This is a genomic window from Ochrobactrum vermis (assembly GCF_002975205.1).
Lineage (GTDB): Bacteria > Pseudomonadota > Alphaproteobacteria > Rhizobiales > Rhizobiaceae > Brucella > Brucella vermis.
Genome location: NZ_PCOC01000002.1, coordinates 1,115,236 through 1,134,925, shown reverse-complemented (window position 1 = coordinate 1,134,925; position 19,690 = coordinate 1,115,236). Strand labels below are relative to the sequence as shown.

Sequence of the window (19,690 nt, the reverse complement as noted above, 5' to 3'; positions counted from 1 at the left end):
ACGTTTCGAAAACTGGGCTCCGGGCGTTATTGGGATTTTAGAATGGCATCATCGGGAAACTGACAATGACGATGGGTGCGTTTTTCACGGCACGTCGAGTGATTGATCGCTATGGCGTCAGCGTAATGGCGTTAAAGCATTGGATGGCTGACAAAGAGTCGGCATTTCCGCGTCCCGTCGAAATCAAACGGCGCAAATATTTTCTCAAATCAGAAATTCTGCCTTGGGAAGAGACAAGACGCCAGCAAGCTGCCTAAGTTATGAAGTGCCCTCGTCCGGGCGCCCTTTTGCTGTCACAAGCTGTATCGATGCGTACCATGTTGTAACATTTCCGCTCCGAAATATTTGAAATTAATTTCATTCGCGCCTGTCTAAAAGTGTGCAAATGCGTGCAAATCTGTGCAATTTTCATCGCTAATTACAGCAACAAAAGGCTTCGGCAAGATGGTTGAAAAGCTATTCGTCAGTGACATTGAGATCGCGAGATCGTTAGGCATCTCCGCAGCAGCGTTTAAGTCAACCGTGATTGTGCTCGAGCGTGACGCCTTTCCTCCTAAAGAACCGCTCTTTAACGATCTGCGGTACTGGCCTGCTGTAAAGGCTTTCTTCGATAGGCGTCATCTTACATCGGGAAAGGATCCCCGATATTCCCCACCGGATGGCGAAGAAAATTGGGATTAAGCGGGTCTTAGAATATCGAGAATTCTAAGAGCAACACTTTCATAAACGGGATATCGAATCCTGTTGTCTTCATCAAAGAGAGCAGGGTTTACTTTGCCGTTCTCGGTATAATAATCAGCAGCTTCACCGTTCCTTAATATGTCCAGCCATGTCTCAATATCACTTGCCGTAATTGGGCGACCGACCTGCGATAGTTCAGCCATTCTATCAAGCCAAAATTCGGTGGCTTGAAGACGTAAACGACATGAAGTTTCACTTTCAGCCATCAGTCGTTGCCTCCAATAATTCGAACACCCGGCTTCCCATGATTTAGGAACTCGATTCCCTTCTGTTCAAGCGCCCTTTGAACGGCTTGAACATTCTGTGATCGGCCAGCGATCGGTTCAAGCCCTGACGCTTCCATGCTCCGAATAGTGTTCACGTGCACTCCCGCAGCATCGGCTATTTCTTTTTGCTCGACGCCAATGAGCGCGCGCGCCGCTTTCAATTGATTACCTATTGTCAGCATATCAGTCCTCGTCTCTATAATTCTATGTACTAGATACAGAATTATATTGACAACAAACATTTGTCGAATATGTTTATGAAACACAGTTACCAGTTTCTTAACGACAGGAATGACAATGGAAACCGCACCGATAGCTGCCGAAGTGAAATACCAAGACATCTTGAATGAGAATGATGAAGCCATTTTTTTGCTGGATGCGATTCTCATGATGGCACCCCAAATCGAGGATGCAGAGCAAACCAACGCGCTCACAACGGTAGCGCACATAGCAAAGAGGCATCTCAAAAAAGTCGAACAACTAATTGACGCCGTTCGGAAGGAATCGAAGAAATGACCAGTTCAAATCTTGCGACTGTAAACTCCAGACAGCTCATCGAAGCTTTCGACGCATTGACAGCATCACGTCATCTGCTCGCGGGTGCTTCGATCATTGCAGACACTTTGGTGAATGATCCTGCCGCCGACGCTACAACAGCGGTGTTGAACGAAGGCATGATAAAGCTCGAAGAATCGATTCGAAAATTTGATGTGGTCTTAAAAGAAATGGCAAACGACAAGCAGAAATGAAAACATGCACATGTTGCCCCAGATGTTGCCCTGAAACTTCAAATCTAAATCTTTACGGATTTTCTTTTCTTGTAAGCTACTGTTTTCATTAAGAAAGCAGTGGCTCCCCGGGCCGGATTCGAACCAGCGACCAACCGGTTAACAGCCGGTTGCTCTACCACTGAGCTACCGGGGAACAGGTGCTCGTTGCGTCAGCGATGTGGCGTATAGCAAAAGGATTTCACGTTTGCAAAGGGCTAAATCCATTTTTTTTCATCTTTTTGCATTATGCCCTCGAAACCCTATATTCTCTGGGACGTTTTCCTCCTGTGAATTGTAACATATGAGCCGAAGAGATCCGCCTGTGAATGATCAATACGCCGAAACAACCCGAAAAAAAACCATTGTGATTCTTGGTCGACGAATACCAATGCCGCAATCTGTCATGATGCGCCGCACACTTGGCGGCACACTCCTAGTCGGCGGCTCACTTGGCTTTCTTCCGATTCTCGGTTTCTGGATGCTCCCACTCGGACTAATCGTCCTTTCACATGATTCTCATCGCGTCCGTCGCTGGCGTCGCAAAAGTGAGATTCATATCTGGCGCAAATGGCTGAAGCGAAAGTCGACAGATACGCAAAGGTGACCATGAATTTTTAAGCAGCACTAAATTGCCATCACCAAAGCAGTGCAATGGCTACGCCGTGTGGACGAATTGACTCAGGTATAAGTTTTCCGGTTCCAGACTTTCTCTCGACGTGATTCACATATTGCTGACGTGATTTGGAGGTCAGTAATGTGCACCAAGATGACAGAAAATGACTATGAACTGGCACTTGAGGTTTTTCGGACTTGTCTGCCAGCCGTTGGCGCGAAAGCTAAAAATGACCGCCTATTCCTTGAGGCGTTGCATTATTTCACCCTTCACAACATCTCATGGCGGGCTTTGCCTGAGCGGTTTGGTAACTGGAACAGCGTATGGAAGCGTTTTGACCGTTTAGGTAAAGCAGGTGTTTTCGAGGACTATTTTTCCATTTTGGCTGGGCTTGATGAAAGCGCTCATCTTATCGCTATGTTCGACAGCACCGTCATTCGCGCCCATGTATCTGCAGCAGGCGCTAAAGGGGGCAGGAAGGTCAAGCGCTCGGCCGGTCTCGTGGAGGGTTCGGAACCAAAATCCATCTGAAAACCGACCGAAATGGTCAGCCCCTTGGCTTTGAACTGACCGGAGGCGAAGCCTCCGATAGCAAACAGTTTGAAAGCCTCATGGACACGGGCCCTCAAGTCAGGCACCGCGCTATCATTGCTGACAAAGGCTATGATAGCGACGTTAATCGAGAGATTGCGCGAAAGGCTGGCGCTATCCCTGTGATCCCCTACAGATCAAACAGGCGTAATATTCCGAAGCATTTTGCCACGGCGCTTTATCGAGGTCGCGCACGTATCGAACAAATGATGGGGAAGCTCAAACGGTTCAAACGTGTCGCATTACGCTGCGAGAAAACAGCAAGAAACTTCCGATCCATCGTCGCAATCGCTTCTGCTTTCATCTTAATCAAATCCGTCCACACGGCCTAAGTAGGTCTTTTCTGACAAACTCTTCTTTAAAGATCTACCTGCGTAATTCCCCAGGGGTTGCGTGTCGATATTTCCGTAAAGCGGTCGTTAGATGACTTTGGCTGGAAAAATTCAAATGGCGCGCAATCTCGCTAATCGTCATAGATGTTTTTCTGAGACACCGCTCAGCCTCATCAAGCCTCAATCCCATCAGATACTGGTGAGGCGTCTGCCCAAAACTAATTCTAAAACACGTAGAAAAATGCCCTGCCGAAATTCCTAGCATCTCAGCCATATCAGGAACTGAAAGAGGCTTGTGAAAGTTCTGGTTGAGATATGTTTCGATCTGGTGACAGTCTATTGCGCTAAGCCCGCCCTTGCTGTCGATTAAAGCCCTATCATTCAACAGGCTGCGAGCTATCGTGTGGCTTAGAACTAAGCCGAGAGCATCTAAGTAAGGTCCGCCTTGCCCACTCCGCTGGCAGATTTCCTCCCAGATCATATGACATATTGGCAGAGACTCTTTGCACGAGAATTTTGTAGCACTCCTGAAGTCGTTGATTTCTTCCAATAATGAACTTTCAAAAAGCGCCCCCTGCAAGAGCTGCTGATCAAATTGCCCAATCACAACTTCGGTTCGTTCAGGCCAATAGATTAATAAATCGGTAGAAGCCGGAATGATGAAGACAGTTCCGACCGAGCAACTCGATTTTTCATCTATGCGCGCGGTGGAATACCATCTTAGATTGCATACCTGCTCTCTGAGAATGATGAAGGTCATGCCGCTTCCGCGATAGCTGACCGGTCCGATTTGGGTGGTGCTACAAGTTAAACCACATTTAGACAGGCTCATCTGCACTTCTTCAACATCCGCCCACTTCGACCTCCCATCTGGTGAAATAATCAACGGCAAATCAATCGCTAAGCTCATTTTCACCTCGCTCGCTCAATCTGAAAACAGAGAATACAAACTCCCCGTCTCTACGGCGGCCGGGAAGCCTCCTGCGATCACTCACTAAAAATACAACTCATTAATGCACACGCCCGCGTGTTATACAATTTATACGTGTAGTTACGTTTTGCAATCGGAATTTTGAGCTGCGATTGCCGCGCAGCCTTTATGCAAATGACTTGCAATAACACTTGCCGTTCAACAATCGATCGGTTATGCAATTGCAAACTATTGGCAACAAGGATTTAGATATGCTGCATCGCATTTTACGATCAATGGCTCTCGGTCTCATGAGTGGCTCTCTGCTCTGGGCAAGCGCCGGCGTTGCGTTTGCAGAAAAATTCAAGGCAGTGACAACATTCACCGTTATTGCCGATATCGCACAGAATGTTGCGGGCGATGCCGCAACAGTTGAATCGATTACGAAACCGGGCGCCGAGATTCACAACTATCAACCAACGCCCGGAGATCTGATCAAAGCGCAAAACGCAGAGCTGGTTCTCTGGAACGGTCTTGGTCTGGAACTATGGTTCGAAAAGTTCTTCTCGCGGCTCAAGAATGTTCCGAGTGCCGTTGTTTCTGACGGTGTTGAACCGATCGACATCAGCGAGGGGCCTTATGGCGGCAAACCAAATCCTCACGCCTGGATGTCGCCAAATGCGGCCTTGATCTATGTCGACAATATCCGCGATGCTTTTGTCAAAAACGACCCCTCGAACGCGGACATCTACACAGCAAACGCGGAAGTTTATAAGGCGAAGATTAAAGCTACAATTGATCCTATCCGAAATGAATTGGCGACCATCCCGGAGGACAAGCGCTGGCTCGTTTCCAGTGAAGGCGCATTTTCATATCTCGCACGCGACTTCGGCTTGAAGGAACTTTACCTTTGGCCAATCAATGCAGATCAGCAGGGCACCCCTCAGCAGGTGCGCAAAGTGATTGACGCAGTGCGTGGAAACGACATTGCCGCTGTTTTTTCCGAAAGCACGGTATCTCCTGCTCCGGCCGAGCAAGTAGCACGTGAAACAGGGGCGAAGTATGCAGGCGTTCTTTATGTCGATTCACTTTCAGAGCCGGACGGCCCCGTGCCGACATTTATTGACCTCCTTAAAATCACCTCCAGCACGATCGCTGAAGGACTCAAACAATGAATGCTCCCATAGATCTTCACGAAGACACCCATATCGCGTTGTGTAAAAGCGCGGCCGTCGGCATCGATGTAAGAGAGGCAACTGTCACATACCGAAACGGCCATACGGCCTTGCACAATGCAAGCTTCACTATACCAACCGGCACAATTACAGCACTTGTCGGCGTCAACGGATCCGGCAAGTCGACCCTGTTCAAAGCGATCATGGGATTTGTGAAACTCGCCAAGGGTGGAATATCCATTCTTGGAATGCCGGTTGGAGCTGCATTGAAGAAAAATCTCGTAGCATACGTCCCGCAAAGTGAGGAGGTTGACTGGAATTTTCCGGTTCTCGTCGAAGATGTCGTCATGATGGGGCGCTACGGCCATATGGGCACGATGCGCATTCCGCGCCGCGCGGACCGGGAAGCCGTAGAAAAAGCACTCGCTCGCGTGAACATGATCGAATTTCACCAGCGACAGATCGGTGAGCTTTCGGGCGGGCAAAAGAAACGGGTATTTCTGGCCCGAGCCCTCGCACAAGATGGGCGAGTGATCCTTCTGGACGAACCATTCACTGGGGTCGACGTCAAGACGGAAGAAGCAATCGTCACTCTTCTTCGCAGCCTCCGGGATGAAGGGCGCATCATGCTGGTTTCGACACACAATCTAGGCAGTGTTCCCGAGTTCTGCGACCGCACGGTACTACTGAAACGAACAGTGATTGGTTACGGACCGACGGCTGAAGTGTTCACACAAACCAACCTCGAAAAAACATTCGGTGGCGTACTGCGCCATCTCGTGCTTGGTGAGACTGACCACTCAGGACGAGCTGCAGTAGGCGTTATAACAGACGATGAACGGCCGTTCGTTGTGTACGAGAATGATGGCTCCTCTGCCCGGAAAGGGGGCCAGAAACAATGACCGTGTTGCTTGAACCGTTCAGCTACAATTATATGCTGAATGCCATGTGGGTTTCGGCGTTGGTCGGTGGTGTCTGCGCCTTCCTGTCAGCTTATCTCATGCTGAAAGGATGGTCGCTGATCGGCGATGCTCTTTCCCATTCCATCGTGCCGGGTGTCGCAGGCGCCTACATGCTCGGCCTGCCCTTCTCTATTGGCGCGTTCTTTTCAGGAGGTCTCGCCGCAGCGGCGATGCTCTTTCTCAACCAGCGCACGAAGCTGAAGGAAGACGCGATCATCGGCCTGATCTTCTCGTCGTTCTTTGGACTCGGCCTGTTTATGATCTCGCTCAAGCCGACGGCTGTCAGCATTCAAACCATCGTTCTCGGCAATATCCTTGCCATCACACCGGCAGACACCCTGCAACTGGCGATTATCGGCTTCGTTTCCCTGTCGCTGCTTCTTTTGAAGTGGAAAGACTTGATGGTGGTGTTCTTCGATGAGAACCATGCGCGTTCAATCGGTCTCAAGCCGAACCTCTTGAAGATCATGTTTTTCACGCTTTTGTCGGCATCCACAGTCGCGGCTATGCAAACAGTCGGTGCGTTTCTGGTCATCTGCATGGTGGTCACACCGGGCGCTACCGCTTACTTGCTGACTGATCGCTTTTCTCGCTTGCTCTGGATTGCCGTTGCCGTCGGATCTATTACGAGCTTCGTCGGTGCCTATGTAAGCTACTTCCTGGATGGTGCGACTGGAGGCATTATCGTTGTTCTCCAAACGCTGATGTTCCTCAGCGTATTTGTCCTTGCTCCGAAACACGGTCTTCTGGCAGCACGTCGCAAAGCTGCGATAGCCCTCCAGGAGGCTCCGCAATGACCGTTCTTGAAATGCTGGCCTCCCCTTTTCAGTTCGAGTTTATGCAATATGCGCTAGCCATTTCCGTGCTCATCGCAATCCCAACAGCATTGCTGTCGTGCTTTCTGGTTCTCAAAGGTTGGTCACTGATGGGCGATGCGATCAGCCATGCCGTCTTTCCGGGTGTGGTTATCGCCTATATTATCGGGATACCTTTTGGCATTGGCGCCTTTGTAGCGGGTATGGCCTGCGCCCTTGCAACCGGCTACCTCACCGAGAACAGCCGCATCAAGCAGGATACGGTGATGGGTATCGTATTCTCCGGCATGTTCGGCCTGGGCCTCGTCCTCTACGTTTCGATCCGCTCTACAGTGCATCTCGATCATATCCTGTTTGGCGACATGCTCGGCATAACACTGCCCGACTTGATCGAAACGGCAGCTATTGCTACGCTGACCACTGGCGTTCTTGTCGTCAAATGGCGTGACTTCCTACTGCATGCTTTCGACCCGGCACAAGCCAGAGCAGTCGGCCTCCCGGTTCGTTTTCTGCACTACGGTTTGCTCTGCCTGATATCGCTGACAATCGTTGGTGTTCTGAAGGCAGTAGGCATCATTCTGGCCATCGCGATGTTGATCGCCCCCGGCGCGATTGCCTTTCTGCTTACACGCAAATTCAGCACCATGATGATGCTCGCAGTGACGATTGCAGTCATCGCGTCCTTCTTTGGTGTCTATCTGTCGTTCTTCATCGACAGCGCTCCAGCGCCAACGATCGTTCTACTGATGACCGCGATGTTTATTGCCGCGTTCATCCACTCCTCTCGACGAAGTGCAAAACTCGAAGAGCATCTAGAAGAAGTATGACTGAACATCGATAACAAGCCGGGTCCTGTACTCTCGGTCGGCCCCCGCTTGCGTGCGACGTGGACAGCTTTGCAAAGCTGTCCACGTTTTCATCTATACGTCATACAGCTGTTATGAAATCTCGTTAATCAGCCTTCAGACAACGTTCCATAATGGAACTTGAGACTGTTTTTCCGCGTAATTTCACTTTTGCGGCTTGTCGAGGTGGCTTAAAGATGCTTCAATCCAAATTGCACGGCTGTGCAGAAAAAATAATACCAGCCGGCGATCCTGGGGAGGAGGCGCTTATGCCAGCGTTTTTGGAGGTGGCGGACGCACGCGTTCGTTATGGGAGCAATGAAGTTCTCAAAGGTGTGAATTTGTCCGTCAAGAAGGGCGAATTCGTTGCACTTCTCGGCTCGTCCGGCTGCGGCAAGACAACCCTGCTGCGCGCGATTGCAGGCTTTAATACACCCTCCGATGGTGCGATACGGGTAGACGGTAGAGACGTCACAAAACTGCCTCCGGATAAACGCGGCATGGCTCTTGTCTTCCAGTCCTACGCGCTCTGGCCGCATATGACAGTCGCGCAGAACATGGGTTACGGCCTGCGCATTCGCGGCGCGGGAAAAGAAACAATCAAGCACAAGGTCGAAGAAGTCGCTCGCCTACTGGGACTCGATGCCTTATTGGAGCGCAAACCCTCCGCCCTTTCTGGTGGACAGCGCCAGCGTGTCGCGCTCGGCCGGGCCCTCGCTATTCAGCCCGACATTTTGTTGCTCGATGAGCCACTTTCCAATCTCGATGCACGCATCAGACTGACGGTTCGTCATGAGATCAGTGCCCTGCAACGCCGCCTCGGCATTACGGCAGTCCACGTGACGCATGACCGAGAAGAGGCCATGGTTATGGCGGACCGCATCGTCATCCTCAATAACGGCGAAATCGCTCAGGCCGGAGCTCCAGAAGAGGTCTACAACCATCCTGTGTCGGATTTTGTAGCGGCATTTATGGGCGCCGAAAATCTGATCGAAGTGCCGATCCAGATCAAGGCCGATCATATAGAGATCGCAGCGGGCGCGAACAACAAGGCCAGCATTATTTCTGCAGGCCGTCGCAATCTTTCAGACGGCCAGGCATCGGCGCGCTTCCGCAGTGAAGCTGCTCGCCTCACCAAGGCAGGGACAGACCAGCCCGCCCAAGCTTCCGAGCTAATCCTCAACGGAACTGTCGAACAGACCAGCTATCCCGGTGGCCTCTGGCGACACATGATCCGCATTGGTGATCGTCACATCATGGTCGATGCTCAGGAAAGCCATCAACCTGGAGCGAATGTTGAAATCCGCATACCCGAACACGCCCTGTTTCTGTTCGACAAATAGTTCGCTGGCGACACATACGATGCGCCCTGAAATGAAGGAGAGTATGGATCGGCAAAATATGCGTTCGCGTCACATCTTATTATGCACAGCTGTGCACGCTGATCCCATTTTCTATCGTACCTAATACAGGGAAAGCCCGTTTCGAAATCCATTCTGCGGACAGTTCCGTGCCCGTAGATGCACCGTTCCCGATAGCCACCACCGGATGCACCGCATCTGCATTCAACATAATACCGGAAATTCCGGTTTCAGACAGGAGTCCTTTCATGAGAACTATCCTGAACGCGGCGATGGCGATAGGCCTCACCGTAGCACCAGCCGCCGCTGATGACCTTACTGTCCTTACGGCAGGCGATCAGAATATGGTCGACTATATCAATCAGTATCTTGGACCTTTGTTCGAGAAGGAAAACCCAGGAACGACTGTTCGCGTCGTCGGAACAGGCCCTGGCGATGCAGGTTCGCAAAAGATTCTTGAACGTTTCGAAGCCCAGTCCAAGGCCGGCGTGGAAAAATGGGATACCGACGTCGCTGTGGTCCACGAGAAGTTTGCCGGACCGATGGTAACGGCCAAGTTCCTCGAAAACTACCGCAGCAAAATCGACAGTGGCAAGCTGGTGACGCGCGATAATGCAAAAATGGCACTTGGCACGGATGTCGACGGTTATGTCATGCCGATGTTCAACAGCCAGACAGCACTTGCATACAATCCAGCCCTCGTCGCCAATCCGCCGAAGAGCTACGATGAGCTCGTCACATGGGCCAAAGAAAACCCGAAGCAGTTCGGGTATAATGGCATCAAAGGTGGTGCGTCGGGCGTGAGTTTCGTCATGGGTTGGATCTACGCTTATGGCGGCGATGCAGACAAGCTGATGAATGGTCCGTTCGAAGAAGGCGCAGAGAAAAACTGGGACAAGGCATTTGCCTCGCTCAAGGACTTCACAAAAAATGCCACCCTCACCCCTGGAAATGCTGGCACGCTCGACATGTTGAGCCGCGGCGAGATTTCGATGGGACCGGTCTGGGTCGACATGTTCTATTCATGGAAGGCAAATGGTCAGCTTCCGCCAGAAATGAAACTTGTCCTGCCCGCTCCCGGCATGCCCGGCCAGCCGATGCATTATGTGATCCCAGAAAAGAGTGCGCATAAGGAACTTGCCGAAAAATTCGTTGCTTTGGCGACTAGCCCGAAAGTGCAGGCCGAAGGTATCGTGAAACGGTTCAACTGGTATCCAGGCATTGACGCCGACCATGTTAAGGCAGAGCTGGATAACGACACCTGGAACAAGCTTTTCACCGATATTTCGCCGGATGACCTTGCGAAATACGGCAAGCCTTTCCCGATCGCACCTTATAACACCGCGATTCTGGAAGCTTACGAGCGTCAGGTCGGCAATTAAGCCCGACAATCCTGCCTTCTATCGAAGTGCTTCAGCAAAATTGTTTCCAGCCAGAGCACTTCGAAGTCGATGCCGGATACGTAATCAAAGCACCACGAGCGTGTCCGGCACTCCCATATTTCATGAGGTTTCGAATGTCGCATCGACTGACGGGTATTCTTCTTGTCGCGCCCGCACTTGCGATCGTCCTGTTGCTGTTCATCGTGCCGCTTTTCGGAGCGATCACCGGAGCTTTCTATGTGTCCGGTCAATGGGGAACCGGCAACTTCACCAAAGCATTCGAACTTTATTCCAGCGACATCATCTTCACTTTTGTTATCGTCACGCTGTCGTCGCTGCTGATCGCGTTAATTTCTATAGCTATCGGCGGTTATCTGATACTCGGCTCCAACCAGCGCGCTGTTACTGTTTTGCGCTGGCTTTATCGGTGGCCACTTTTCATCCCCTTCATCGTCGTTGGCCAGATACTTCGCACGTTCCTTGCCAAGAACGGATTGATGAACAGCCTGCTCATCGAAACAGGGTTTCTAACGCCCCTACAGGCCATGAGCTTTCTAGACTGGCGGGGGATCGTGATCGCATTCGTCTGGAAACAGACGCCTTTTGTCACGCTGCTACTGGCTGGTGCCATGGCGTCCATTGATCGCAGCACTATTGAATCCGCCCGCAATCTGGGTGCAGGGCGGCTGCGCATCCTCCTCGAGATCGTTCTCCCCCAAGTCCGCCAGACTTTGCTCGTTGGACTGATACTGAGCTTTGTCACCATGATGTCCGTTTTGTCCGTGCCGTTAATGATCAACGCCCAATCACCGACGATGATTACCGCAAACATGGCATTCCGCATCAACGCCTATGGTGATTATGGCGTCGCAAACGCGCTGGGTACGATTTCTCTGCTCATGACCAGTCTCGTCGCCTGGATTTACCTCCGCCAGACCATAAAGGAACACGGCCAATGAGCAATATCATTGATTGGCGCTGGATACCGCGTGGCATCCTGCTTGGCCTGCTCGCCTTTGCGATTTTCGGGCCGCTTGCCAACCTGCTTCTGTGGGCCGTGGCTGAGCGCTGGTATTTTCCGCACACACTGCCGCTTCAGTATGGATTTTCGTTCTGGGCAAATGTGTTTTCCTCCCGTGGCAATGCGCTCTCATCACTTGCAACAAGCGTCGTTATTGCAGGCCTGACCGTGGTCGTCTCGCTCGGCCTTGCCATCCCCGCCGGTTATGCCCTCGCACGATTGAAACTGCCGTTTCGTGGCCTGATCCTGTTGACGCTCCTGATACCGCAGGCTTTTCCAAACCTGCCCGTTTACGTGAACATCGCACAAATGTTCTATTCGTTTGGCCTGAACGGCACTATCACTGGCGTCGTTCTGGTGCATGTCACCCATGGTCTGGTCTATGCTGTATGGATCGCCACGGCGGCGTTCTCGGCTATTGATCGCGAGCTTGAAGAAGCGGCCCGTTCAATGGGCGCTTCAGCTCTCAAGACTTTCTTCAACATCACCCTGCCGATCGCCGCACCTGGTCTACTTGCAAGCGCGATCTTTGTCTTTCTTGAATCACTCGACGAATTTACCGGCACTTACTTCGTTGGCGCTCCGGATATATCCACCCTGCCCTTGCTGCTCTATACAGCGAGCTCCGGCGGCAATTATCAAATCGCGTCAATCAGCGCATTGATATTGCTGGTACCATCAATTGCCTTCATGTTTGTGGTCGAGCGCTTCCTCAGAGCCGATGTCCTTTCAAAAGTAGGGCGATAAAATGCCAGATAAAGAAACGCAGCACGAACAGGACGGTGCGGATAACCAACCACGGTTCATCAGCGCGCATGAAGTTGCGCTTGAGGCAGGCGTGTCTCGTTCCGCCGTGTCTCGCACCTTTACACCCGGCGCCAGCGTGTCACCCGCAACACGCGAAAAGGTGCTAAAAGCCGCTGAAAAACTCGGCTATCAGGTCAACGACCTGGCGCGCGGTCTTCTCGCAAATCGCAGCCGTATCGTCGGAATGATTGCCGCAGACCCGGATAGCCCTTTTCGTTCACGCCAGATTGCAGCGCTTTCCCGTCGACTTGCAGCACGCGGCAGCGTGCCGGTTTTAATTCCGACCGGCCAGCACGGGGAAAACCTCTCCGCCGCCCATGAAACCCTTCTGCGCTATCGTGCCGAAGCGACGGTGGTTCTTTCCGGCATGCCCTCCTCTTCATTTGTCGAGCTTGCCCAACGAAACGGCCAGACCTTGATCCTCGTCGGGCGAACCGAAGAGGGGGCCGATCATATTCATCTCAACAATCGACTTGCCGCCGAAACTGCTGTCGAAATTTTCGCGGCGCGAGGCATGAAAAAGCTCGGCCTCATAACGTCGAATGTCGGCAGCTTCAATCTCGTTGAACGTGAGGAAGCCTTTATTGCCAAGGGCAGGATCCTCGGATTGAGCGTCAGTGTCCAACGCGGCGACCTGACCGATTATGACGGTGGCTACGGCGCAGCCTCCCTGCTGCTCGGCGAGCGAGAACGCGTCGAAGGCGTGTTCTGTGTGAACGACCTTATGGCTTTCGGTCTGATGGACTGCGCACGTGACGTCTTCAACCTCTCCATTCCCGAGGATATTTCGGTTATCGGTTTCGATAATGTCACGGAAGCGCGCTGGGGAGCCTATCGTCTGACGACATTCGATCAGAATGCTGAACGCCTCTCTTCCGAAATCATCCGACTGTTGGACGAGCGACAGGCCACACCAAATGCGCCACCTCGAACAATTATGCTCGAACTACCGCTCATTCTGCGCAACAGCGTCAGGCCACTTAAAAACGAACGCAGCATTCGGCGGATGCCAGATCAATGAGTTTCCATTCCGTCTGGTTGCGTCCTGCACGCGACGACCTCCGATTCCTTGAATCTATCGTCACAGAACTGGCCGGCCGCTTCGCTTCGCCGGTATTTGAACCACATGTGACACTCGTGCCCGATATGAAACGCTCAGCAGATGAACTACTGCCGCTTGTGCTGAGCCTGGCGGTCGGTCGCAAGCCGCTCGACGTCCAGATTGAAGACGTGACGGGAACCGAGGCCTATTTCCGGTCGTTCTACGCTGCATTGCAGAAAACACCTGCACTGATGGCACTGAAGCAGGATTCACTGGGCATATCTGGAGAGAAAGATATCTCGACTTTCCTCCCACATGTTTCGCTTGCCTATGGCGTTGCCGATGAGGCTTCGCGAGAAGCGGAGATGGCTCGCCTGGCAAAGTCACTCACCGGCCGCAATCTGCGCTTCGACCGAATGGTGATTGTCAGTTCCTCAAGCGAAACGCCAATCGAACAATGGATTGTCAAACACGAAATCTATCTTGCCGGATAGAAAAGCCCGCCATTGGCGGGCTTCTTTTAAACGTCATTTCTTGGCTTAAAGAGGACGCGGATACTGTCGGTAGACCTTCTCGATGTCAGCCATGATATCTTCCGACAGCTTGATCTGATGGGCCGCGATATCGGTCTTCAACTGGTCGACGGTCGTGGCGCCAATGATGGCCGAAGTCATAAACGGGCGTGTCAACGTAAAGGCAATCGCCATCTGGGCGATGTCGAGACCGTGCTTTTTTGCAACATCGATATAAGCGCGAACTGCCGGTTCGGAATGAACATTGTTCCTCCAGATACCGCCTTCGGAAATGGCCGCACGTGAGCCAGCCGGCATTTTGCCTCCCAGATATTTCCCAGTCAGTACACCGGCTGCAAGCGTCGAATATGCAAGCAATCCAACATCTTCGCAGAGTGCCAGTTCTGCCATGTCAAAATCGAACTGACGCTGCAACAGACTATATTCGTTCTGGATCGAGGCTATCCGTGGCAGGCCATCCTGCTCGGCCAGATGAAGCCACTGCATAGTTCCCCAGGCCGTCTCATTGGAAAGACCAATGTGCCTGATCTTGCCGTCCTGAACCATGTCTCCGAGCCCCAGCAGAACGTCACGCATCTGTTGGGTTTCTGCGGCTCCATCCGTATTGGACGGATCGAAGCTCCAGCTTTGGCCGAAGTGGTAATGCGCACGCATCGGCCAATGAACCTGATAGAGATCGATATAGTCCGTCTGAAGCCGTTTCAGACTATTCTCAACCGCTTCGCGCACGCTGGCGCGGCTCGGTTTGGCACCATCTCGAATCCACTTCTGCCTGCCGCCGCCAGCGATCTTGCTTGCCAACACGATCTTGTCGCGTTTCCCGGACTTCCTGAGCCAGCTACCAATATAAGCCTCGGTCTTGCCATAGCTTTCCGGGCTCATGGGAATGGCATACCCTTCGGCCGTATCAATGAAGTTGATACCGGCATCGAAAGCGATGTCGAGCTGCTCATGGGCGTCGGACTCGGTATTCTGTACACCCCAGGTCATGGTGCCTAGGCAAATTTCAGTGACAGTGAGGCCGGTACGGCCCAAAGGCTTCATTTTCACAAGAATTTTCCGGATCGATTGTTCGCAACTGCGCGATATGAAAGTGGGACCAATTGATAGCCCCGCCCTACCGTGACTGACAAGTCTGTCGCGAAATTTTTAGATAAAACTACAAAAACCGCTCTGCCGAATAGGGCTTCGGGTCAACGAAGGTCGCTTCCCCGACAAGCATCTCGGCGAGCAACCGCCCTGTCGCAGGCCCAAGCGTCAAGCCGTGATGCGCATGGCCGAAATTGAACCACAACCCCTTATGCCTTGGCGCGGCACCAATGACCGGGCGCATATCAGGCAGGCAAGGACGTAACCCAAGCCAGGGCGTCGTTTCGGCAGCGTCGCCCAGTTGGGGCACAAGCTGGCGCGCAATTTTCTCGTCTTTCTTAAGCTGTATATAATTGGCGGGTGCGTCGGGCGAAGCGAATTCGATGCCTGTCGATAGACGTACACCTTGCACCATAGGGGCGAGAACATAGCCAGCTTCTTCATCCACCACCGTATGACCAAGCCGCGAACCGTCCTTCATAGAAAAATGAAGGTGATGGCCACGTTTGATTCCGAGTGGGATCGGATACCCAAATTTTCTAAAGATGAGGCCTGATTGCGGACCGAGTGCGACGACAACATCACGCGCATGGACAGCACCCGCTTCCGTTGTCACCTGCCAACCGTTCTCATTCGGCGCCAGGCTCGCAGCATCGCCGTGAACGAAGATACCACCATTCCCGGTAAACAAGTCAGCATAGGCTTTGACCAAACCGCCCGGGTTCACAACAGTTTTCGGATCGAGCCAGTGAATTCCGCCAGCCACATCGCCGAGTGATGTCTCACGCTGACGCAATGCTGCTGCATCCAGAATATCATAGGACAGTTTGAAGCGTTGCAAATCGGGTAAACGGCGCACCGCCGCGTCGAACGCCGAAGATGACCGGAACACTTCGATCCATCCTTGGGATCGGATCAACCGTTCACTGCCCGACTGAGCCACCAAGGAATCATGCTCGCGAACGCTCGCTTCGATCAAAGGCAGCATGGCATTCGTAGCAATTTTCAACCGTTCCGGCGAAGATTCCCGCCAGTACTGAAACAGCCAGCGAGCCATCTTCGGTATGTAGAATGGATTATAACGAACATCAGAGCGACGGTTCATGCTGTAACGCACAAGCGTCCAAAAGCCTTGCGGGAAGGAATAGGGAATTACACTCGACCGCTCGATCAGACCGGCATTGCCAAAGCTGGTGCCATTGCCCGGCTCACTTCTGTCGATCAGGCAAACCGAACGGCCGCGCGCCTGCAGATGCAGCGCTGTGGATACGCCGATAATACCCGCGCCCAGGACGATGACATCTTGCTGCTGAATGGGCATTTCCGGCATCCACAAAAACAAAAAACAAACGCGCCGATTGTAGCCGGCGCGTTGTTGCTTACAGCAAAGTGCGGTGTCTTTTACAAGCAATCAATAGATGTCGAAGTCGAAATATTTCTTCACGATCGTGGCATAGGTCCCGTCTTCGCGAATTTTCTTGATTGCAGCGTTGAATTGTTCACGCAGATCGTCATCGCCCTGACGCAGCGCAATCCCGGTATCGGTCTGCGTTCCAGGAATATCGCCAATGAGCTTGCAGCAATCCGCACCGTCGCCCTTAATCCAGTCGGAGATCGGGAACTTGTCGGAAACAACCGCATCAAGTCGCCCATTCTTCAGGTCGGCATTGGCTTCGTCGGCAGTAGGATAAAGCTTAACGTCAGCACCAGCCTTGCCGTAGACATCCTCCGCATAGTTGCCCTGTGTCGTCGAGCCTTGAGCACCAACTGATTTGCCCTTGAAGGGTTCGGCATCCAAGGATGTGATCGGGCTGTCCTTTGGCACGGCAACCGAAAGCGGCGTGGAGTAATATTTGTCGGTGAAGGCGACTTCCTTCTTGCGCTCTTCCGTGATGCTCATCGAAGCGATGACCGCATCGAACTTGTTCGTTTTCAGACCTGGAATCATCCCGTCCCAATCATTAGCAACAATGGTGCACTTCGCTTCCATCGCCTTGCACAGAGCATTGGCTATTTCGACATCAAGGCCTTGCAAAGACCCATCGGCTGCCACGAAGTTGAAAGGCGGGTACGCTCCTTCGGTTGCGATGCGGATTTCCTTCCATTCTTTGGCCTGCGCCGGCAAGGCCGCGATTACAGATGCAACGCTCGCAAATAGGATGGCTTTCAACATAACTATTCCCCTTACTGCTTTGTTATCGTTGTAATTGGCAGAGTATCCCCTGCGAATGGCAGCGCCCCGTTTTCATGCGCTCACCAAGACTGAAGCACTGGTCGCCTTCCACTGCAAGCAGGATTTGAAGGCGTCCGGCGCAAATTTTGTCACATCAATAGATGTCGAAATCGAAATACTTCTTGCGGATCGTTTCGTAGGTACCGTTGTCACGGATCTTGTTGATCGCGGCATTGAACTGTTCACGCAGATCGTCATCCCCCTTGCGCAGGGCAACTGCGATCTTGGTTTCGGAGCCAGGAATGTCACCGAGGAATTTGCAGCAGTTTCCACCTTGCTTCTTCAGCCAGTCAGCAGCGAGGAATTTGTCGGCGGCAATTGCGTCCAGACGGCCACTTTCAAGATCGGCATTGGCTTCGTCGGCAGTCGGGTAGAGCTTCACATCTGCTCCCGCTTTGCCATAAACGTCGTCGGCATAGTTGCCCTGAGTGGTGCCAGCCTGCGCACCGACCGTCTTTCCATCGAATGCCGATGGATCGAGCGAGGTAATATCGGTGTCCTTCGGTACGACAACCGCAAGCGGGGTCGTGTAATAGCGCTCAGTGAAGGCGACCTGCTTTTCACGCTCCTCGGTAATGGCCATCGAAGCAATAACCGCATCGAATTTATTGGCCTGCAGACCTGGGATCATACCGTCCCAATCATTGGCGACGATCGTGCATTTGGCTTCCATGGCTTCGCAAAGCGCGTTCGCGATATCAAGATCGAAACCTTCAAGCTTGCCGTCTGGAGACATATAGTTGAATGGAGGATAAGCACCTTCGCTGGCGATGCGGATTTCTTTCCATTCCTTTGCCTGAACCGGCAAAGCGAGGAAGACAGAGGCCAGACCGGCCAGCAAAACTGATTTCAACATAACTTTCCTACTTCTTCAAAGCGCACCCCGAAACGGGTGAAACAGTTTCGGATACGATGCGCGGATAGACACAGATCAAGCGGGCGGAAAGATCCATCCGCCGGTTTGGACCGGGCAATGCGCTTAAACCCGATCCGATTCAACTGCGACTTTGGTAGGGCAGATTTTCCAAATACCAAAACGCAAAAGGGTCTGTTGCGTACAAGCGCAACAGACCCTGCATTCATGCGGCGGAAGCTATCAGGCAACCATACGTGCGCAATGGTCTTCCTGTGCATAAGCCTTGCCAAAGCGGTTTGCGAGAAACGCGTTGAGCGTGATGTCTTCCTGACGGATAAAGCCCTGCTGCGGAAGGTCGCCCTTGGCGAGCATGTCGAGCACAGCGCAAATAGCCGAAGCCGTCGTGATCTGGATACCCGAGCGAACGATCTTGCCAACCTGAGCAGCATAAACCTTGTTCGCGTAGGTTTCCTGAACCAGGCGGCCATTCTTGGTGCCGGAAACTGTCACGAAAATCACAACAACATCCTGAAGGGTCGTTGGCAGGGCATTTTCGAAAATGTCCTTGAGTACTTCACGACGATGGCGCAGGCCCAGATCATTGAGAAGCGCCTTCATCAGCGCAACGTGACCCGGATAACGGATGGTGCGGTAGTTGAGCGTACGCACCTTGCCTTCGAGCGTTTCGCAAAGCGTGCCCAGCCCGCCGGAGGTGTTGAAGGCTTCATAGGTGACGCCATCAAGCGAGAATTCTTCACGCTCTTCGAGAGCAGGAACTTCAGTCAGTTCACCGTTGACGATGGCTTCGCACGGCTCGATGTACTCATTGATAACGCCATCGGTGCTCCAGGTCAGATTGTAGTTCAGAGCATTCGAAGGGTATTGCGGCAGGGCACCGACGCGCATACGAACGCTGTCGAGCTTGTCAAAACGCTTTGCCAGATCATAGGCAACGATAGAGATGAAGCCGGGAGCGAGTCCGCACTGCGGAATGAAGGCCGTCTTGGCTTCCTTCGCAAGCTCCTTGACGCGGCGCGTGCTTGCCACATCTTCCGTGAGGTCGAGATAATGAACGCCGGCCTTCGCTGCAGCTTCGGCGATACGGGTCGTCAGATGAAATGGAGCGGCGCTGAGTACGGCGAACTTGCCAGCAAGAGCGGCTTCAAGAGCCTTGGCATCTTCAATATCAAGCGCCTGCGTCTTGACTTCTGCACCTGATTCCAGAGCATCGAGCTGTTCCTGAGAACGGTCGACAACGGTGACGGCATACTCGCCTGTGGAAGCGAGAAGATCGGCAATGGTAGCGCCGATTTTGCCTGCACCGACAACAACGATCTCTTTCATGT

Annotated in this window: 25 protein-coding genes and 1 tRNA gene; 16 read left to right on the top strand and 10 right to left on the bottom strand. The window is 52.5% G+C overall.

Going from position 1 to position 19,690, the window contains the following annotated elements; genetic code table 11:
• The first annotated feature begins 65 nt into the window (after positions 1–65).
• A complete protein-coding gene (locus CQZ93_RS19620) occupies positions 66–257 on the top strand; it encodes a helix-turn-helix transcriptional regulator (protein WP_105544239.1) in 192 nt (63 codons plus the stop codon).
• A gap of 420 nt (positions 258–677) precedes the next feature.
• Here the strand turns inward: CQZ93_RS19620 and CQZ93_RS19610 are convergent, their stop codons facing one another.
• Both CQZ93_RS19610 and CQZ93_RS19605 read right to left on the bottom strand, forming a co-directional pair.
• Positions 678–947: a hypothetical protein gene (locus CQZ93_RS19610; RefSeq protein ID WP_105544237.1), complete on the bottom strand. Its 270-nt coding sequence runs from the start codon at positions 945–947 to the stop codon at positions 678–680.
• Positions 947–1,189: a MerR family transcriptional regulator gene (locus CQZ93_RS19605; RefSeq protein WP_105545230.1), complete on the bottom strand. Its 243-nt coding sequence runs from the start codon at positions 1,187–1,189 to the stop codon at positions 947–949. The genes CQZ93_RS19610 and CQZ93_RS19605 overlap by 1 nt, the downstream gene beginning before the upstream one ends.
• Before the next feature lie 115 nt (positions 1,190–1,304).
• Between CQZ93_RS19605 and CQZ93_RS19600 the strand changes: the two genes are divergently transcribed.
• Together CQZ93_RS19600 and CQZ93_RS19595 are read left to right on the top strand one after the other, a co-directional pair.
• A complete protein-coding gene (locus CQZ93_RS19600; protein WP_105544236.1) occupies positions 1,305–1,523 on the top strand; it encodes a hypothetical protein in 219 nt (72 codons plus the stop codon).
• Positions 1,520–1,756: a hypothetical protein gene (locus CQZ93_RS19595; protein WP_105544235.1), complete on the top strand. Its 237-nt coding sequence runs from the start codon at positions 1,520–1,522 to the stop codon at positions 1,754–1,756. The genes CQZ93_RS19600 and CQZ93_RS19595 overlap by 4 nt, the downstream gene beginning before the upstream one ends.
• Before the next feature lie 100 nt (positions 1,757–1,856).
• Here CQZ93_RS19595 and CQZ93_RS19590 read toward each other — a convergent pair.
• A tRNA-Asn gene (locus CQZ93_RS19590) sits at positions 1,857–1,931 on the bottom strand.
• Between the two features lie 147 nt (positions 1,932–2,078).
• Here CQZ93_RS19590 and CQZ93_RS19585 point away from each other — a divergent pair.
• The 3 genes from CQZ93_RS19585 (at position 2,079) to CQZ93_RS27290 (ending at position 3,313) form a co-directional block, all read left to right on the top strand.
• Complete coding sequence (locus CQZ93_RS19585) at positions 2,079–2,381, top strand: hypothetical protein (protein WP_422616104.1); 303 nt, start codon at positions 2,079–2,081, stop codon at positions 2,379–2,381.
• A gap of 150 nt (positions 2,382–2,531) precedes the next feature.
• The gene (locus CQZ93_RS19580; RefSeq protein WP_095444932.1) at positions 2,532–2,921 is read left to right on the top strand and encodes a transposase; all 390 of its coding nucleotides are present in this window, start codon (positions 2,532–2,534) and stop codon (positions 2,919–2,921) included.
• Positions 2,912–3,313: an IS5 family transposase gene (locus CQZ93_RS27290; RefSeq protein ID WP_084486908.1), complete on the top strand. Its 402-nt coding sequence runs from the start codon at positions 2,912–2,914 to the stop codon at positions 3,311–3,313. Before CQZ93_RS19580 ends, CQZ93_RS27290 begins: the two co-directional genes overlap by 10 nt.
• A 34-nt stretch (positions 3,314–3,347) precedes the next feature.
• Here CQZ93_RS27290 and CQZ93_RS19570 read toward each other — a convergent pair whose 3' ends face one another.
• Entirely contained in the window at positions 3,348–4,223 is an 876-nt protein-coding gene (locus tag CQZ93_RS19570) for a helix-turn-helix transcriptional regulator (protein WP_286154226.1), read from the bottom strand.
• A 296-nt stretch (positions 4,224–4,519) separates the two neighbouring features.
• Between CQZ93_RS19570 and CQZ93_RS19565 the strand changes: the two genes are divergently transcribed.
• The 5 genes from CQZ93_RS19565 to CQZ93_RS19545 all read left to right on the top strand — a co-directional run bounded on the left by CQZ93_RS19565 (position 4,520) and on the right by CQZ93_RS19545 (position 9,363).
• Positions 4,520–5,398 (top strand): metal ABC transporter substrate-binding protein, encoded by an 879-nt coding sequence (locus CQZ93_RS19565; RefSeq protein WP_422616112.1) that lies wholly within the window; start codon positions 4,520–4,522, stop codon positions 5,396–5,398.
• Entirely contained in the window at positions 5,395–6,300 is a 906-nt protein-coding gene (locus CQZ93_RS19560; RefSeq protein ID WP_286154225.1) for a manganese/iron ABC transporter ATP-binding protein, read from the top strand. The genes CQZ93_RS19565 and CQZ93_RS19560 overlap by 4 nt, the downstream gene beginning before the upstream one ends.
• Entirely contained in the window at positions 6,297–7,157 is an 861-nt protein-coding gene (locus tag CQZ93_RS19555) for a metal ABC transporter permease (protein WP_105544233.1), read from the top strand. Before CQZ93_RS19560 ends, CQZ93_RS19555 begins: the two co-directional genes overlap by 4 nt.
• The gene (locus CQZ93_RS19550; protein WP_105544232.1) at positions 7,154–8,002 is read left to right on the top strand and encodes a metal ABC transporter permease; all 849 of its coding nucleotides are present in this window, start codon (positions 7,154–7,156) and stop codon (positions 8,000–8,002) included. Before CQZ93_RS19555 ends, CQZ93_RS19550 begins: the two co-directional genes overlap by 4 nt.
• A gap of 287 nt (positions 8,003–8,289) precedes the next feature.
• Entirely contained in the window at positions 8,290–9,363 is a 1,074-nt protein-coding gene (locus CQZ93_RS19545) for an ABC transporter ATP-binding protein (RefSeq protein ID WP_105544231.1), read from the top strand.
• 79 nt (positions 9,364–9,442) lie between these two features.
• On the opposite strand, the gene CQZ93_RS19540 is transcribed toward CQZ93_RS19545, so the two are convergent.
• Positions 9,443–9,631, bottom strand: a complete 189-nt coding sequence (locus tag CQZ93_RS19540) for a hypothetical protein (RefSeq protein WP_105544230.1) — start codon at positions 9,629–9,631, stop codon at positions 9,443–9,445.
• Between CQZ93_RS19540 and CQZ93_RS19535 the strand changes: the two genes are divergently transcribed.
• From CQZ93_RS19535 to CQZ93_RS19515, 5 genes are all read left to right on the top strand, one after another.
• Positions 9,630–10,763: an ABC transporter substrate-binding protein gene (locus CQZ93_RS19535; protein ID WP_181153437.1), complete on the top strand. Its 1,134-nt coding sequence runs from the start codon at positions 9,630–9,632 to the stop codon at positions 10,761–10,763. The genes CQZ93_RS19540 and CQZ93_RS19535 overlap by 2 nt on opposite strands.
• 134 nt (positions 10,764–10,897) lie before the next feature.
• Positions 10,898–11,722 carry an ABC transporter permease gene (locus CQZ93_RS19530; RefSeq protein ID WP_105544229.1) on the top strand — a complete coding sequence of 275 codons (825 nt, stop codon included), beginning with the start codon at positions 10,898–10,900 and terminating at the stop codon, positions 11,720–11,722.
• Positions 11,719–12,531, top strand: a complete 813-nt coding sequence (locus tag CQZ93_RS19525) for an ABC transporter permease (protein WP_105544228.1) — start codon at positions 11,719–11,721, stop codon at positions 12,529–12,531. Before CQZ93_RS19530 ends, CQZ93_RS19525 begins: the two co-directional genes overlap by 4 nt.
• A 1-nt stretch (position 12,532) precedes the next feature.
• Positions 12,533–13,612, top strand: a complete 1,080-nt coding sequence (locus CQZ93_RS19520; protein ID WP_105544227.1) for a LacI family DNA-binding transcriptional regulator — start codon at positions 12,533–12,535, stop codon at positions 13,610–13,612.
• Positions 13,609–14,127, top strand: coding sequence for a haloacid dehalogenase (locus CQZ93_RS19515; RefSeq protein ID WP_105544226.1), 519 nt, complete (start codon positions 13,609–13,611; stop codon positions 14,125–14,127). The genes CQZ93_RS19520 and CQZ93_RS19515 overlap by 4 nt, the downstream gene beginning before the upstream one ends.
• 45 nt (positions 14,128–14,172) lie before the next feature.
• Here CQZ93_RS19515 and CQZ93_RS19510 read toward each other — a convergent pair whose 3' ends face one another.
• The 5 genes from CQZ93_RS19510 to CQZ93_RS19490 form a co-directional block, all read right to left on the bottom strand.
• Positions 14,173–15,210: an aldo/keto reductase gene (locus CQZ93_RS19510; RefSeq protein WP_105544225.1), complete on the bottom strand. Its 1,038-nt coding sequence runs from the start codon at positions 15,208–15,210 to the stop codon at positions 14,173–14,175.
• Between the two features lie 115 nt (positions 15,211–15,325).
• Positions 15,326–16,576: an NAD(P)/FAD-dependent oxidoreductase gene (locus tag CQZ93_RS19505; RefSeq protein ID WP_105544224.1), complete on the bottom strand. Its 1,251-nt coding sequence runs from the start codon at positions 16,574–16,576 to the stop codon at positions 15,326–15,328.
• 90 nt (positions 16,577–16,666) lie between these two features.
• Positions 16,667–17,428 (bottom strand): ABC transporter substrate-binding protein, encoded by a 762-nt coding sequence (locus CQZ93_RS19500; RefSeq protein ID WP_105544223.1) that lies wholly within the window; start codon positions 17,426–17,428, stop codon positions 16,667–16,669.
• 154 nt (positions 17,429–17,582) lie between these two features.
• A complete protein-coding gene (locus CQZ93_RS19495; protein ID WP_105544222.1) occupies positions 17,583–18,344 on the bottom strand; it encodes an ABC transporter substrate-binding protein in 762 nt (253 codons plus the stop codon).
• A 240-nt stretch (positions 18,345–18,584) separates the two neighbouring features.
• On the bottom strand, positions 18,585–19,688 hold the full coding sequence (locus CQZ93_RS19490) for a saccharopine dehydrogenase family protein (protein ID WP_105544221.1): 1,104 nt from the start codon (positions 19,686–19,688) through the stop codon (positions 18,585–18,587).
• Positions 19,689–19,690 lie beyond the last annotated feature (2 nt).

Excerpts from the sequence above, each read along its gene's own strand:
- CQZ93_RS19530 (WP_105544229.1), top strand. The coding sequence starts at position 10,898 with ATGTCGCATCGACTGACGGGTATTCTTCTTGTCGCGCCCGCACTTGCG.
- CQZ93_RS19520 (WP_105544227.1), top strand. The coding sequence starts at position 12,533 with ATGCCAGATAAAGAAACGCAGCACGAACAGGACGGTGCGGATAACCAA.
- CQZ93_RS19510 (WP_105544225.1), bottom strand. The coding sequence starts at position 15,210 with ATGAAGCCTTTGGGCCGTACCGGCCTCACTGTCACTGAAATTTGCCTA.
- CQZ93_RS19505 (WP_105544224.1), bottom strand. The coding sequence starts at position 16,576 with ATGCCCATTCAGCAGCAAGATGTCATCGTCCTGGGCGCGGGTATTATC.
- CQZ93_RS19605 (WP_105545230.1), bottom strand. The coding sequence starts at position 1,189 with ATGCTGACAATAGGTAATCAATTGAAAGCGGCGCGCGCGCTCATTGGC.
- CQZ93_RS19600 (WP_105544236.1), top strand. The coding sequence starts at position 1,305 with ATGGAAACCGCACCGATAGCTGCCGAAGTGAAATACCAAGACATCTTG.
- CQZ93_RS19495 (WP_105544222.1), bottom strand. The coding sequence starts at position 18,344 with ATGTTGAAATCAGTTTTGCTGGCCGGTCTGGCCTCTGTCTTCCTCGCT.
- CQZ93_RS19595 (WP_105544235.1), top strand. The coding sequence starts at position 1,520 with ATGACCAGTTCAAATCTTGCGACTGTAAACTCCAGACAGCTCATCGAA.
- CQZ93_RS19490 (WP_105544221.1), bottom strand. The coding sequence starts at position 19,688 with ATGAAAGAGATCGTTGTTGTCGGTGCAGGCAAAATCGGCGCTACCATT.
- CQZ93_RS19535 (WP_181153437.1), top strand. The coding sequence starts at position 9,630 with ATGAGAACTATCCTGAACGCGGCGATGGCGATAGGCCTCACCGTAGCA.
- CQZ93_RS19580 (WP_095444932.1), top strand. The coding sequence starts at position 2,532 with ATGTGCACCAAGATGACAGAAAATGACTATGAACTGGCACTTGAGGTT.
- CQZ93_RS19560 (WP_286154225.1), top strand. The coding sequence starts at position 5,395 with ATGAATGCTCCCATAGATCTTCACGAAGACACCCATATCGCGTTGTGT.
- CQZ93_RS19565 (WP_422616112.1), top strand. The coding sequence starts at position 4,520 with ATGGCTCTCGGTCTCATGAGTGGCTCTCTGCTCTGGGCAAGCGCCGGC.
- CQZ93_RS19570 (WP_286154226.1), bottom strand. The coding sequence starts at position 4,223 with ATGAGCTTAGCGATTGATTTGCCGTTGATTATTTCACCAGATGGGAGG.
- CQZ93_RS19555 (WP_105544233.1), top strand. The coding sequence starts at position 6,297 with ATGACCGTGTTGCTTGAACCGTTCAGCTACAATTATATGCTGAATGCC.
- CQZ93_RS19620 (WP_105544239.1), top strand. The coding sequence starts at position 66 with ATGACGATGGGTGCGTTTTTCACGGCACGTCGAGTGATTGATCGCTAT.
- CQZ93_RS19525 (WP_105544228.1), top strand. The coding sequence starts at position 11,719 with ATGAGCAATATCATTGATTGGCGCTGGATACCGCGTGGCATCCTGCTT.
- CQZ93_RS19500 (WP_105544223.1), bottom strand. The coding sequence starts at position 17,428 with ATGTTGAAAGCCATCCTATTTGCGAGCGTTGCATCTGTAATCGCGGCC.
- CQZ93_RS19540 (WP_105544230.1), bottom strand. The coding sequence starts at position 9,631 with ATGAAAGGACTCCTGTCTGAAACCGGAATTTCCGGTATTATGTTGAAT.
- CQZ93_RS19585 (WP_422616104.1), top strand. The coding sequence starts at position 2,079 with ATGAGCCGAAGAGATCCGCCTGTGAATGATCAATACGCCGAAACAACC.
- CQZ93_RS19610 (WP_105544237.1), bottom strand. The coding sequence starts at position 947 with ATGGCTGAAAGTGAAACTTCATGTCGTTTACGTCTTCAAGCCACCGAA.
- CQZ93_RS19545 (WP_105544231.1), top strand. The coding sequence starts at position 8,290 with ATGCCAGCGTTTTTGGAGGTGGCGGACGCACGCGTTCGTTATGGGAGC.
- CQZ93_RS19550 (WP_105544232.1), top strand. The coding sequence starts at position 7,154 with ATGACCGTTCTTGAAATGCTGGCCTCCCCTTTTCAGTTCGAGTTTATG.
- CQZ93_RS19515 (WP_105544226.1), top strand. The coding sequence starts at position 13,609 with ATGAGTTTCCATTCCGTCTGGTTGCGTCCTGCACGCGACGACCTCCGA.